Below are 13,615 nucleotides of genomic sequence, written 5' to 3'. Positions count from 1 at the left end.
CATGTTCAATGACTTGAGCAAGTTGGGAAAATACCTGGGCCAGGCGGCACGTCTGATGGTGGGCATGCCGGACTACGACAACTATGTCGAACACATGCAGACCAAGCACCCGGACAAGCCGATGATGGATTACCAGGCGTTCTTCCGCGAACGCCAGGAGGCCAGGTACGGCGGCAAGGGTGGGCCCAAGTGTTGTTGAGGCATGCCATCTCGTAGAGATGTGTCGTGAGTGACGGCCCTTTCGCGGCCACTGGCCGCTCCTACAAGTGATCGATTATCCCTGTAGGAGCGGCCAGTGGCCGCGAAGAGGCCATTTGCATTTAAATGATTCCGGAGCCAACAAACTTGTCCGAAGCCGCACCCCCGATTCCTGTCACCATCCTCAGCGGCTTTCTCGGCGCCGGCAAGACCACCTTGCTGCGCCACATGCTCAAGGCCGAACATGGCTTGAAGATCGCCGTGATCGAGAACGAATTCAGCGACGCCGGCATCGACACCCAGCTGCTGGGCGACGAGCCGGTGCAAATCATGACGCTGGCCAACGGCTGCGTCTGCTGCACCATCCACACCGACCTGACCAAGGCGCTGTACCTGTTGCTCGAACGCCTGGACAGTGGCGAGATCGCCTTCGATCGACTGGTCATCGAGTGCACTGGCCTGGCCGACCCAGCGCCCGTCGCGCAGACCTTTTTCATCGATGAAGAGCTGCGCGAGCGCTACATCCTGGATGGCATCCTGACCTTGGTCGACGCTGCCCATGCCGGCATTCATCTGGCCCAGACCATCGCCCAGGCGCAGGTCGGGTTCGCCGATCGCCTGTTGATCAGCAAGACCGATCTGGTGCCACCGACGGTGCTGGAAGAACTGAGCGAGCGCCTGACCCGCATCAACCGTCGGGCCCCGATCCGAGTGGTCGAACATGGGCGTATCGACCTGGCAGAACTGCTCGATGTGCGGGGCTTCAATCTCAATGCCGGCCTGGCGTTGCGCCCGGTCAACCAGGGTCCCAGCGTCGACCGCATCGCCAGCCTGGTGCTGCGCACCGACAAGCCGCTGGACATCGATCGGCTCAGTACCTTCATGAATGAACTGCTGGAAGAGCACGGCAAGCAACTGCTGCGCTACAAGGGCGTTTTGAATATCGCTGGGGAAGATCGACGCCTGGTGTTCCAGGGCGTGCTGAAACTCTACGGCTTCGATTGGGACACCGAATGGGCCGAGGGGGAGGTACGCGAAAGCGTGATGGTGTTCATCGCCGATGATCTACCCGAAGCCAAGATCCGCGCCGGATTCGAAACCCTATAAAGCCTGTGCCGGCCTTATCGCGGGCTCTGCCCGCGATAAGGCCGGCCCTGATACATAAAAAAGCCCGACTCAATGAGCCGGGCTTTTTCATATCAAGGCACAGCTATCAGTCGGCATACACCGGCAGCTTCGCGCAGATGGCCTTGACCTTCTCGCGCACGGCTTCGATCACCGCGTCGTTGTTCAGGTCGGCCAGAATGTCGCAGATCCAGCCGGCCAGCTCCTGGCACTCGGCTTCCTTGAAACCGCGAGTGGTCACTGCAGGCGTACCGAAGCGCAGGCCCGAGGTGACGAACGGCGAGCGTGGGTCATTCGGCACCGAGTTCTTGTTGACAGTGATGAATGCCTTGCCCAGCGCGGCATCGGCGTCTTTGCCGGAAATGTCCTGCTTGATCAGCGACAGCAGGAACAGATGGTTCTCGGTACCACCGGACACTACGTCGAAACCACGGTCGATGAACACCTTGGCCATGGCCTTGGCGTTCTTCACGACCTGTTGCTGGTAGGTCTTGAATTCAGGCTGCAGCGCTTCCTTGAAACACACGGCCTTGGCAGCGATGACGTGCTCCAGCGGGCCGCCCTGGGCGCCCGGGAAGACTGCCGAGTTGAGCTTCTTCTCGATCTCGGCGTTGCCACGCGCCAGGATCAAACCGCCACGCGGACCGCGCAGGGTCTTGTGGGTGGTGGTGGTGACCACGTCGGCGAACGGCACCGGGTTCGGGTACACGCCAGCGGCGACCAGGCCTGCCACGTGGGCCATATCGACGAACAGATAGGCACCGACCTTGTCGGCGATCTCACGGAAGCGTGGGAAGTCGAGGATCTGCGAGTAGGCGGAGAAACCGGCCACGATCATCTTCGGCTTGTGCTCGACGGCCAGGCGCTCGACTTCGTCGTAGTCGATCAGGCCTTGGGCATCGATACCGTACTGGACGGCGTTGTACAGCTTGCCCGACGAAGAAACGCTGGCGCCGTGGGTCAGGTGACCGCCGTGGGCCAGGCTCATGCCCAGGATGGTATCGCCCGCCTGCAGCAGGGCCAGGTACACCGCGCTGTTGGCCTGGGAGCCGGCATGCGGCTGGACGTTGGCGTAGTCGGCGCCGAACAGTTCCTTGGCGCGATCGATGGCCAGCTGCTCGACCACGTCGACGTACTCGCAGCCACCGTAGTAACGCTTGCCCGGATAGCCTTCGGCGTACTTGTTGGTCAGCACCGAGCCCTGGGCTTCCATGACAGCGGGGCTGGTGTAGTTTTCCGAGGCGATCAGCTCGATGTGCTCTTCCTGACGCAGGGCTTCTTGCTCCATGGCGGCAAAGAGATCGGCATCGTACTTGGCGAGTGTCTGGCTACGGCTGAACATGGCGGTCCTCAAGGATCGGGATGTTGGGAAAGGCGAGCATTCTACCCCATCGGCTTTTATCTGGCATATGAAAGGCAGTCACTGCGTGAACAAGCGGGCCTCATGTCCACCGGCACCTCGGCACACCGTAGGAGCAGTCATTGGCCGCGAAAGCCACGCCGCGGTTTTTCCACTGATCTACCGCAGGGCGCCCTTCGCGGCCACCGACCGCTCCCACAAGCGGGGGTCACTGAAACAGGAACAGCGCGTCGTTACTGAACTGCGACTCGAAGCGATGAGCCTGCATCGGCCGGCCGAACAGGTAGCCCTGAACCTCGTCGCAGCCATGCTCGCGCAGAAACTCCAGCTGCTCGTGGGTTTCCACGCCTTCGGCGATCACCGACAGATTGAGGCTGTGCGCCATGGCAATGATGGCCCGGGCGATCTGCGCATCCTGCTCGCCGGAGGGCAGACCATCGACGAAGGTGCGGTCGATCTTCAGCACGTCGATGGGGAATTGCTTGAGGTAGTTGAGCGACGAGTAGCCAGTACCGAAATCGTCGATGGCGATGCTCAGGCCGAGGTTCTTCAAGATATCGAGGATCACCATGGCCTCGTTGACCTCGCGCATCAGGATGCTCTCGGTCAGCTCGAGCTCCAGGCACGCCGGTGGCAGGCCGATACGTTCCAGCATTCGGGCAATCCGATTGCCCAGCTGGCCGTCGGCGAACTGCCGCGCGGAGATGTTCACCGACACCTTGGGCACCCGCACCTTGGCCAGATGCCAGGCCTTGAGCTGACGACACGCTTCGGCCAGCACCCAATCGCCCACGTCCACCACCAGGCCGAGCTCCTCGAGCACCGGAATGAACTCGCCAGGCGGCACCAGGCCGCGCCGTGGATGGTTCCAGCGCAACAGCGCCTCGGCACCGGTCAGACGCTTGCCGTCGCCGCTGAACTGCGGCTGGTAGTACAGCACGAATTCTTCTTGCTCCAGGGCATGGCGCAAGTCGCTTTCCAGCTCCAGACGCTCCAGCGCCGTAGCGTTCATGTCGGCCTGATAGAACTGGAAATTGTTCTTGCCGCGCTCCTTGGCGTGGTACATCGCGGTGTCGGCGTTCTTCATCAATTGGCTGAGTTCGCCGCCATCCTGAGGGCTCAAGGCAATGCCCACGCTCGCCGTGACGAAGAACTCGCGGCCTTCGAGCACGAACGGTTTGACCAGGCTGCCGAGAATCTGCTCCGCCACATGGATGGCCTGGTTCAAGGCCAGCTCACGGGTCGCGCGGGGTTGCAGCAGCAGGGTGAATTCGTCGCCGCCCATGCGCGCCACGGTGTCATCGTCGTCGACGCAACCCAGCAGGCGCGTGGCCATGTCCTTGAGCATGCGGTCGCCGGCGGCGTGGCCGAGCGAATCGTTGATCGGCTTGAAGCGGTCAAGGTCGAGGAACATCAGCACCACCCACGACTGCTGGCGTTCGGCCTGCTGCAGGGCGTTGTACAGGCGGTCCTGAAACAGCGTGCGGTTGGGCAGGTGGGTCAGGGCATCGTAGTAGGCCAGGCGATGAATACGCTGTTCGCTGGCCTTGCGCTCGCTGATGTCGCTGAAGAAGCACACGTAGCTGGCCAGATCGCCTTCGTCATCGAGTACCGCGGTGATGCCGACCCAGGCCGGGTAGTGCTCGCCATTGCGCCGCTTGAGCCAGACCTCGCCTTCCCAGGTGCCGCGCAGTTGCAGTTGCTTGAGCACATAGCGCAGGTGGGCTTCCTGCTGGTCATCCACGGTCAGCATGTTGGGCAGTTGGTCCAGCACCTGGGTTACCGCATAACCGCTGACGCGGCTGAAGGCTTCGTTGGCCTGGACGATATAGCCCGCCGGGTCGGTGATGAGAATCGCCGACGTCGAATGTTCGAACACCGTGGCAGCCATGCGCAGGTCCTTCTCCGCGCGGCGCTGCTGGCTGATGTCGCGACCCACGCCCAGCATGCCTTCCAGAGCCCCTTGCGCATCCCAGATCAACACCAGACGCAGCTCGATGGGAATCTTGCGGCCATCGTTGCGCATGCAGTCGAACATGAAGACCTGGGTCTTGAGATCGCTGCGCAGGGCAGCCAGCTCGGCCGGCACATGCAACGCCCGACGGACCTGCGTCAGCAGCGCATTGATCCCCGTCATCTGTGCGGGATTGGCCAGCATGCCCTGCCAACCGTGCTCCAACACCCAGTCTGCCTCGTAGCCCAGCACGCTCTGCACCGAAGGGCTGACGTAGTTCAGTTCCAAACGGTTGTTGGTCGAGAAGATCACGTCGCTGATGCTCTCGGCGAGCATGCGGTGGCGCTTTTCGCTCTGGCGCAGCGATTCGCTCGCCGTCCTGTGGCTGGTGATGTCGGTGATGCTGAGAATCACCGCGCGGTAGTCCTCGGCATGCTCGGGAAAGCGCACGGTCAGCCACAGGTACTGATCCTGGCCTTGCTGGTTGACCAGGCGGATTTCCAGTTCCAATTGCTGTTGGCGCTCCAGCAGCGCAGCGATCAGACGGTGGCCGATGCCGGTGGCCGAGCCGCCTTCGATGAGCTTGCGCCACGCCTGTTCGCCGGTGTCCACCTGCAGCACCCGCAAGGCAACCTGGTTCACTTCGGTGATGCGCAGTGCCTGCAGCAGGTCGAGGCGCTTGGTTGGGTTGTCCTGCAGCCACTGTGCAGAGTCGGTGTGCCCGTTGCGCCCGACCCGCTCGAAGAACGCCAGGACGCCCGACAGGTCGAGCACGCACAGCGCCACTCCGGCGCCTTCGAAGATGTCCTGATAGCGGCGACGCTCTTCGTTGAGCTCGCGCTGGCGGCGGCGCATGCCCAGCAGCGCGAGCAATGGCACCAGCGACACCAGAAGGCCCAGCAGGCATTTGCCCACCAGCGGCGGCAAGAGCGCCAGGCGCGCCTGTCTGGCGTCGAACAGGCTGCGTAATTGCCAGTCGCTATGGCTCAGCGGGGTCACCAGCACACTCTGCTCAAGCTCGGTGGCGCTCAGTTCCGAGGCAGTGAGTGGGGCTCGGCCGGCGCGGCCGATGATGTGCTTGTTCGCGTGATTTTCCAGGACCCAGCTGGGGTTCTCCTCGCGCTCGACCTGGTGGATGAGGCGGCTGATGACGATCGGGCTCATGCGCAGCAGCCAATAGCCATTGGTGTTTTCGCCGGGCTGGCGGATCAGCAGATAGACCAGGTCTGCGGCTGTGTTGTTGGTGTAGTAGTGGCTGTCGCCATCCAGGCGACCTGTCAGCAGGGCAATGAACGGCGCGTCAGTGGCGTCCGGCAGGGTGTCGGCGATGACTCGGGCATCGCCGCTGAGCCAGGCCAGGCTTTGCAGTTCCGGCACCGAGCGGCGGACGCGAGTGAGCGTTTCGGCCCGTTCCCGCGCGCTGGGGAAGGGTTGAGTCGTGAGCAACTGGTTCAGCGCGATCTGCGCATTGAGCGCCATGTTCAGGTTGACGTGATCGGCCAGGTCCGCGCTGTAGTCGATGCTGTGCTGGCGCTGGTCGGCCTGGGTGCGCTGGAACTGGTCGAGCAGCTGCCAGAACAACAGCATCAGCAACATCAAAACCACGAATGCCAGCGCGCCTTTCAACGAACCGTGCAGCGGCGTACCTGACCCTTGGACAGGCGGGCGCAAGGAGGACGGCTGATTGAAATTGGTCAAACTGAAATCCTGCGATATGACAGTCGGGGGCAGGCATAGGCGCGGGCCCCACCAGAGGGCACGTGAATCATGCGTGTTACACCTCGCACTATAAGCGCTAGCGCCCAAGGCCGGCTAGCGCAGCGTAAAACCACCGTGCTGCGCCTGACACGCCGCACCCACCGCCGACGCGGCTCGCGCCGCTGCTACAGCGCTCGTGTCGCTTCCGGACGTTCGTTCACACCGCGATCCGCCTGGCGCACCGCGTTTACCGCCGACGCGGCTCGCGCCGCTGCTACAGCGCTCGTGNGCGGTGCAAGCCGCGTCGGGCCCACCGCGATCCGCCTGGCACACCGCGTCACCGGACGCGCCCTGGTTTGCCCTGACTCCCGCATTCCGGTAGCTTTGAACACCTTGCGGGGGCCCAAGCTTCCATCCTCTATCTCGCACCTTCTTTATCCAGGTTCATTCCATGGCTCAATACGTCTACACCATGCATCGGCTGAGCAAAGTCGTTCCGCCGAAGCGGGAAATCCTCAAGAACATTTCGCTGTCCTTTTTCCCCGGCGCCAAGATCGGCGTGCTCGGCCTGAACGGCTCGGGCAAATCCACCTTGCTGAAGATCATGGCTGGTGTCGACAAGGAATTCGACGGCGAAGCCCGCCCGATGCCCGAGCTCAACGTTGGCTACCTGCCCCAGGAACCACAGCTCGACCCGACCAAGACCGTGCGCGAAGTGGTCGAGGAAGCGGTCAGCGTGATCAAGGACGCCCAGGCCCGCCTGGACGAGGTCTACGCCGCCTATGCCGAACCGGACGCCGACTTCGACAAGCTGGCCGCCGAACAGGCCAAGCTCGAGTCCATCCTCCAGGCCAGCGACGGCCACAATCTGGAACGGCAACTGGAGGTCGCTGCCGACGCTCTGCGCCTGCCGGCCTGGGATGCCAAGATCGAGCACCTGTCCGGTGGTGAGAAACGCCGCGTGGCCCTGTGCCGCCTGCTGCTTTCGGCCCCCGACATGCTGCTGCTCGACGAACCGACCAACCACCTGGATGCCGACTCCGTGGCCTGGCTGGAGCACTTCCTGCACGACTTCCCCGGCACCGTGGTTGCGATCACCCACGACCGTTACTTCCTCGACAACGTCGCCGGCTGGATCCTGGAGCTCGACCGTGGCGCCGGCATTCCGTACGAGGGCAACTACTCGGGTTGGCTCGAAGCCAAGTCCGATCGCCTGGCGGCCGAATCCAAGCAGCAGTCGGCCCACGAAAAGGCCATGAAAGAAGAACTGGAGTGGGTGCGCAAAGGCGCCAAGGCCCGCCAGTCGAAATCCAAGGCCCGCCTGCAGCGCTTCGAGGAAATGCAGTCGCAGGAATTCCAGAAGCGTTCGGAAACCAACGAAATTTACATTCCGGCCGGTCCGCGCCTGGGTGACAAGGTCATCGAATTCAAGAACGTCACCAAGGGCTACGGCGACCGTGTGCTGATCGACAACCTGTCGTTCGCCATGCCCAAAGGCGCCATCGTCGGCGTGATTGGCGGCAACGGTGCTGGTAAATCCACCCTGTTCCGCATGCTCATGGGCAAGGAACAGCCGGATTCGGGCAGCATCGAAGTGGGCGAAACCGTCCAGCTGGCGTGCGTGGATCAAAGCCGCGACGACCTGGACGGCAGCAAGACCGTGTTCCAGCAGGTCTCCGACGGTTCGGACAATATCCGCATCGGCAACTACGAAATTCCGTCACGCACCTACGTAGGCCGCTTCAACTTCAAGGGCGGCGACCAGCAGAAGTTCGTCAAGGACCTCTCTGGTGGTGAACGCGGTCGCCTGCACCTGGCGCTGACGCTGAAGGAGGGCGGTAACGTCCTGCTGCTCGACGAACCGTCCAACGACCTCGACGTGGAAACCCTGCGTTCGCTCGAAGAAGCCCTGCTGGACTTCCCCGGCGCGGCCATCGTGATCTCTCACGATCGCTGGTTCCTCGACCGCGTGGCCACGCACATCTTGGCCTACGAGGACGACTCCCAGGCCGTGTTCTTCGAAGGCAACTACACCGAGTACGAAGCCGATCGCAAGAAACGCCTGGGTGAAGCGGCTGCCCAGCCGCACCGGGTTCGCCACAAGAAGCTGGCGTGAATGAAAAATGGGGCCCTCTTTGCAGGGCCCCATTTTTTTGCTTGGTGAATGGATATCGGCTGGTCAACAGAGCCGGCGTATCACTCACGGGCCTGTCTGGATGCCCGTGACTTCCACGGTCAGGTCACCCGCAGGCCGACGCCATACGCGTTCTTCACCAACTTCCGCGCCCAGCAGTGCGCGACCCAGCGGCGACGCCCAGTTGATCAAGCCAACACCGGCGTCTGCCTGGTCTTCGCCGACCAGACACACGCGCTGCTCGGCGCCCTGGTCATCGGCAAAAGTCACCCAGCTGCCGATCTGCACCTTGGCGGTGGACGTGACCGGTGCCACCACTTGGGCATGTTGCAGGCGGTGCTGGTAGTAGCGCATGTCCCGGCTCAGGTCGGCGACACGCTGACGGTCGGCACGCTCACCCATTGCCATCTGCTCGGCCTGCAGTATCTGCACTTCAGCGACCCGCGCCTGCAACTGGGCCAGGCCACTGGCGGTCACGTAGTTGGGCTGCGTACTGATCAGTCGCTCCACGGGTTGGCTCGCCTGTTCGGCGGCCTGGTCTTCATTCACGAATGCGCGGCTCATGGTCTTCCTCCCTTGAGGGGCGGTACAACTCGCCCAGCTTGCTGTAGGGGAGCCGAGATGTGCCAACCGAGAGGCTGTACGAGGATCGCGGTCAAGCCCTACTCCTACAAGAACGGATGCTTGTAGAAGATTGGGCCGCAAAACCGCATCAGAGTTGCATAAGCCGTCTCCAACCGGCTCAGCTGAATCGAGCGGGGCTGTACGGCGCAGGATTGGTAAAGGTCGCCGCGCCGGCCATCATCTGCGCCAACAGCCGGCCACAGACAGGGCCCAGCGTCAAACCGTGGTGGGCATGGCCAAAGTTGAGCCACAACCCGGGGTGTCGACCTGCCGGACCTATCACCGGGCGCATGTCCGGCAGGCACGGGCGGCGGCCCAGCCAGGGCTTGACGTCGAGGCGTTCGCCCAGTGGGTAGAAGCGCCTGGCCAGCGCTTCGCAGCGCAGCAGCTGGATATCATTGGCGGGGGCATCTTCGGCAGCGAACTCGATCCCGGTCGTCAGACGCAAGCCCTGGTTCATCGGCGCCAGCACGAACCCTCCCAGCGGGTCGCAGACGGGGTGGTTGAGGGTTGCGCCCGCAGCGGTCTGGTAATGCATGTGGTAGCCGCGCTTGCTTTGCAGGGGAATGCGATAGCCCAAGGGTGACAGCAACCGATTGCTCTCTGGTCCCAGGGCCACCACGACTTCGCGCGCGTGCAGCATGCCCGCCGCCGTCTCGAGCTGCCAGTGATTGCCCTGCTGGCGCAGCGTCAATGCATCGGCATCCATGAAGCGCCCGCCGCGCTGCATGAACAGCGCGGTGTAGCCCAGGGCCAGGGCGCCCGGGTCCTGCACGGTCATGGGGTCATGCCAGTGCACGGCACCTGCAGCGCCCTGGCCGAGACTGGGCTCGACGGCCTGTAATTGCCCAGCGTCGAGCAAGCTGTAGCGCAAATGATGAACGTGCAGCTGTGCGGCATCCGCCTGGGCTCTGGCGAAGGCCTTGTGGCTGCGGTAGATCTCGATCCAGCCAGTATCGCGAAGCAATCCTTGCTGGCCGGATGCTGCAGCCAGTGCGCAGTGTTCCTGCACGCAGCGTTGCACCAGTGGCAACATCGCTTCGGCTGCACGCTGCAGGTTGCGTTTGGAAGATGCCTGCCAGTACTTCCACAACCAGGGCGCAACCTGCGGCAGGTAGCGCCAGTCGTAGCGCACGTCGGGCTGCTGATTGAGGGCGTAGAGCATCAATCGCCGCAGGTCACGCGGAAACGCATAGGGCACGATGCTGGAGCGTTCGATCAAGCCAGCATTGCCGTAGCTGGTGCCGCTGCCAGGTGCTGCACGGTCGACCAGTACCACCTCACGTCCCAGAGCCTGCAAGTGCAGTGCACTGCAAACACCAACGATGCCGGCACCCAGTACCAGCGTTTCACATTGCATGGCTTCGCTCCTCAGTGGTCGTGCAGATGGCGACTGAGCCGAGCGTCGAGGCGCCGCAGTACGCGGCGCAGCGTTTCGACAATCAGCAGGTAAAGCACCGCGGCCCAGAGGTAGATCTGGAAATCGAAACTGCGCGAGAAACCCAATTTGGTCACCCCCATCAAGTCATACAGGGTGACCAACGAGGCAATGGCACTGGCCTTGATCATCAGGATCAGTTCATTGCCCAATGGCCCGATGGCGACCATCAGCGACTGCGGCATGATGATCTTCACGAACGTTACCCACGGCCTGAGCCCCAGCGCCCGAGCAGCTTCGCGCTGGCCCTGGCCGATGGCTATGAAGCTGCCGCGCAGGATTTCCGCCTGGTAGGCGGCCGTATTGAGGGTGAAGGCCAGCAAGGTGCAATACCAGGCATCGCGAAACAGCCACCACAAGCCGACGTCCTGCCAGAACTCGCGAAACGAACCCAGGCCGTAATACAGCAGGAACAACTGCGCCAGCAACGGCGAGCCGCGCAGGCAATAGATGTAGAAACCACTGGCATGGCGTAGCAGCGGGTTGCTCGACAGTCTGCCAAGGGCCAGCACCGTGGCGAGCAGCATCCCCAGGGTAAAGGCAATGGCGACCAGCTTGGCGGTCACCCACAGCCCCGCCAGCATGCGCCAGCCATAGCGCTGAAGCAGGTCGGGGTCGACGAAGAAGTAGGCAATGTCCTGGAGAATCATCAGCGCACACTCCGCAGATGGCGGCTGTAGTAGCGCTCCAGAAACGCCAGCGCTCTGCCGCTCAGCGCACTGAACAGGAGGTAGACCAGGCAGGCTACGCCATAGAAGAACAGCGGCTCCTTGGTAGCACTGACCGCCAGGTTGGTCTGGCGCATCAGGTCGACCAGGGAAATGGTGGATACCAGCGAAGTGTCCTTGAGCAGCGACAGCCAATTGTTGGACAGCCCAGGCAGGGCGACCCGGGTCAGCTGCGGCAAGAGTACCCGCATGAACGTTATCCGACGGCTCAGCCCCAGCGCGGCTGCGCCTTCATACTGGCCTTTGCCGATGGTCTTGAATGCCGCCAGCCAGACCTGGGCCGAGAATGCGGCGAACACCAGGCCGAACGCGACCATGGCTGCCGCAAAGGCGTTGATCGAGACGGCTTGGGGGTGGCCAGCCGCGCTCAGCAGCTTCTGCATGGCGATCTGGCAACCGTAGTAGATGATCAGCAGCGTCAGCAGTTCTGGAAGGCCGCGGAACACCGTGCCGAACAGCGTTGCAAAGCTGCGCAGGAGCCGGTATCGCGAGCGCTCGGCGAGTGCCAGGGCCAGCCCCAGCGGCACGCCGATCGGTAGACAGGCAAGCGCCAAGGCCAGGGTCATCAGGGCGCCTGCCAGCAAAGCAAGGCCCCAGCCGCCCTCGGCCAGGGACAACAAAGCAAGGTGTTCGAGCATGCTTTTATCTCCGGTGACGCCCGATCAGAGGCGCCGCCACGCCCGGTCGATCAGTTGTAGATATCGAAGTCGAAATACCGGCTGGCGATCTTCTGGTAGGTACCGTCGGCAACGATCTCATCCAGCGCCTTGTTCAGGCGCAGGCGTAACGAGTCGTCGTCCTGGCGTACGGCTATCGCCGCATTGGCCGTGGTGCCATCGACGTCACCGAGCATGCGGCAGCACGCCGCGCCCGATTTCTTGAGCCATTCCTGCAGGGGAAACTTGTCGCCGATCACCACATCCAGACGCCCGGCCGCGAGGTCGGCATTGGCCGCATCGGCGGTAGGGTAGAGTTTTACCTCGGCGCCAGCCTTGCCGTAGACGTCTTCGGCATGAATCGACTGGGTGGAGGAGGACTGCGCGCCCACCACCAGGCCCTTGAACGTGGACTGCGCGTCATCGAGCTTCGACTGCTTGCCCACGGCTACCGACAAGGGGGTCTTGTAGTAGTGATTGGTGAAGCTGATTTTCTTGCGTCGCTCTTCGGTATCGATCATCGACGCCACGACGGCATCGTACTTGCGCGCCAGCAGCGCAGGAATGATGCCGTCCCAGTCCTGGGCCACGATCGTGCAGCGCGCCTGCATCTTGTCGCACAGCGCCATCGCGATATCGACGTCGAAGCCCTGGGGCTTGTTGTTGGAATTCACATAGTTGAAGGGTGGATAGGCGCCTTCCGTGGCGATTTTCAGGTCTTGGGCAGTGGCGTTGTTCACGCCTGCCAGCAGAACTGCCAGTACCCCTGCAAAACGAATGCTCCGTTTCATGTTGCACCTCGGTGGTGGTGTTGGGTCAGCTAGTGTTGTCCGCCCGTGGTCAGTGACGTGTAGCCCACGAACTCGTGGTGAAGTGCGGCGGTGGCTTCCAGGCGCTTTTCGACGTCCGGTCCGAGCCGCTTGCACACTTCGTTGACCAGAAGATTCACCAGCGACAGCATGGCCGAGGTGGACTCCCAGAACAGGTTGAACTCGGTAGGCACGCGAAACACCTCATCGGCGTTCTGCTCGGCCCAGTCGCAGAAGGTGTCGGTTACCAGCGTGACCGGAATACCGGCCTCACGTGCCTTGCGACACAGCATCAGCGCGTGGCGCGAGTAGCGTCGTGCTTCGAACACCACCAGGGCGGTCTGCTGCGGTGGGCTCAGCAACACCTCGGCATAGTGCCCGCTGGCACCTTCGATCCCGTGCACGCCGTCGCGCAGGTACTGCATCAGGTGAACCATCGAACAGGCAATGCCACGTTCGGTCTGGAACCCGGCAACGAACACTCGAGGCCGACGGGCCAGACGCTCGGCGACCTGCTGCCAGGCTTCACCCTGACTGTATTCATGGACACGCATCAGTGCCGCCACCTCCAGATCGAGGCCGCGAGAAGGGCCGGACTGTTGGCGAAATTCGCGCAGGCGGTCGCCCATCAGCCACGGTCCCTGTCCCAGGTCTTCTTTGAGATCTGCCTTGAGCGCCTTGAGGTGCGGGTAACCAATGGCTCGGCAGAAGCGGCCGACACTGGATTCGCTGACACCCAGCGTGGCGGCCAGGGAAGCAGCGGTGAGGAACGGCAATTCCGTGGTATTGGCCAGCATGTAGCTGGCAATCATGCGCGCGGACGATGAGGCGGTTGGCAAGATGGCTTCGAGACGCTGCTTGAGGGACTGGCTCATGAGGATGCCTTGGGGT

Annotated in this window: 10 protein-coding genes and 1 pseudogene; 3 read left to right on the top strand and 8 right to left on the bottom strand. The window is 62.8% G+C overall.

The window, feature by feature from the left end:
- The first annotated feature begins 1 nt into the window (after position 1).
- Both IFT75_RS10885 and yjiA read left to right on the top strand, forming a co-directional pair.
- On the top strand, positions 2–199 hold the full coding sequence (locus IFT75_RS10885; protein WP_122475360.1) for a YbdD/YjiX family protein: 198 nt from the start codon (positions 2–4) through the stop codon (positions 197–199).
- A gap of 146 nt (positions 200–345) precedes the next feature.
- A complete protein-coding gene (gene yjiA / locus IFT75_RS10880) occupies positions 346–1,305 on the top strand; it encodes a GTPase (RefSeq protein WP_244650931.1) in 960 nt (319 codons plus the stop codon).
- 106 nt (positions 1,306–1,411) lie between these two features.
- Here the strand turns inward: yjiA and glyA are convergent, their stop codons facing one another.
- A complete protein-coding gene (glyA, locus tag IFT75_RS10875) occupies positions 1,412–2,665 on the bottom strand; it encodes a serine hydroxymethyltransferase (protein WP_192054778.1) in 1,254 nt (417 codons plus the stop codon).
- 226 nt (positions 2,666–2,891) lie between these two features.
- Positions 2,892–5,507 (bottom strand): annotated as a pseudogene (locus IFT75_RS10870) (sensor domain-containing protein); the annotation flags it as partial.
- 1,279 nt (positions 5,508–6,786) lie between these two features.
- Between IFT75_RS10870 and ettA the strand changes: the two are divergent.
- A complete protein-coding gene (gene ettA, locus IFT75_RS10865) occupies positions 6,787–8,451 on the top strand; it encodes an energy-dependent translational throttle protein EttA (RefSeq protein WP_122475355.1) in 1,665 nt (554 codons plus the stop codon).
- A gap of 84 nt (positions 8,452–8,535) precedes the next feature.
- On the opposite strand, the gene IFT75_RS10860 is transcribed toward ettA, so the two are convergent.
- The 6 genes from IFT75_RS10860 to IFT75_RS10835 form a co-directional block, all read right to left on the bottom strand.
- On the bottom strand, positions 8,536–9,033 hold the full coding sequence (locus IFT75_RS10860; protein WP_122475353.1) for a GreA/GreB family elongation factor: 498 nt from the start codon (positions 9,031–9,033) through the stop codon (positions 8,536–8,538).
- Positions 9,034–9,211: 178 nt separating this feature from the next.
- On the bottom strand, positions 9,212–10,453 hold the full coding sequence (locus IFT75_RS10855) for an NAD(P)/FAD-dependent oxidoreductase (protein WP_192054776.1): 1,242 nt from the start codon (positions 10,451–10,453) through the stop codon (positions 9,212–9,214).
- An 11-nt stretch (positions 10,454–10,464) separates the two neighbouring features.
- Entirely contained in the window at positions 10,465–11,181 is a 717-nt protein-coding gene (locus IFT75_RS10850) for an ABC transporter permease (protein ID WP_192054774.1), read from the bottom strand.
- Positions 11,181–11,897: an ABC transporter permease gene (locus tag IFT75_RS10845; RefSeq protein ID WP_192054773.1), complete on the bottom strand. Its 717-nt coding sequence runs from the start codon at positions 11,895–11,897 to the stop codon at positions 11,181–11,183. The genes IFT75_RS10850 and IFT75_RS10845 overlap by 1 nt, the downstream gene beginning before the upstream one ends.
- A 50-nt stretch (positions 11,898–11,947) precedes the next feature.
- Positions 11,948–12,706, bottom strand: coding sequence for a transporter substrate-binding domain-containing protein (locus tag IFT75_RS10840; RefSeq protein ID WP_192054770.1), 759 nt, complete (start codon positions 12,704–12,706; stop codon positions 11,948–11,950).
- Between the two features lie 29 nt (positions 12,707–12,735).
- Complete coding sequence (locus IFT75_RS10835) at positions 12,736–13,599, bottom strand: MurR/RpiR family transcriptional regulator (RefSeq protein ID WP_192054769.1); 864 nt, start codon at positions 13,597–13,599, stop codon at positions 12,736–12,738.
- Positions 13,600–13,615 lie beyond the last annotated feature (16 nt).

It is taken from the genome of Pseudomonas sp. CFBP 8758, assembly GCF_014841725.1.
Lineage (GTDB): Bacteria > Pseudomonadota > Gammaproteobacteria > Pseudomonadales > Pseudomonadaceae > Aquipseudomonas > Aquipseudomonas baltica.
The sequence above is the reverse complement of the archived record's forward strand: the minus strand, read 5'-3'. Positions and strand labels throughout refer to the sequence as shown.

Coding starts and splice junctions, on each gene's coding strand:
- IFT75_RS10855 (WP_192054776.1), bottom strand. CDS start 10,453: ATGCAATGTGAAACGCTGGTACTGGGTGCCGGCATCGTTGGTGTTTGC.
- IFT75_RS10860 (WP_122475353.1), bottom strand. CDS start 9,033: ATGAGCCGCGCATTCGTGAATGAAGACCAGGCCGCCGAACAGGCGAGC.
- glyA (WP_192054778.1), bottom strand. CDS start 2,665: ATGTTCAGCCGTAGCCAGACACTCGCCAAGTACGATGCCGATCTCTTT.
- IFT75_RS10885 (WP_122475360.1), top strand. CDS start 2: ATGTTCAATGACTTGAGCAAGTTGGGAAAATACCTGGGCCAGGCGGCA.
- IFT75_RS10835 (WP_192054769.1), bottom strand. CDS start 13,599: ATGAGCCAGTCCCTCAAGCAGCGTCTCGAAGCCATCTTGCCAACCGCC.
- IFT75_RS10840 (WP_192054770.1), bottom strand. CDS start 12,706: ATGAAACGGAGCATTCGTTTTGCAGGGGTACTGGCAGTTCTGCTGGCA.
- IFT75_RS10850 (WP_192054774.1), bottom strand. CDS start 11,181: ATGATTCTCCAGGACATTGCCTACTTCTTCGTCGACCCCGACCTGCTT.
- IFT75_RS10845 (WP_192054773.1), bottom strand. CDS start 11,897: ATGCTCGAACACCTTGCTTTGTTGTCCCTGGCCGAGGGCGGCTGGGGC.
- ettA (WP_122475355.1), top strand. CDS start 6,787: ATGGCTCAATACGTCTACACCATGCATCGGCTGAGCAAAGTCGTTCCG.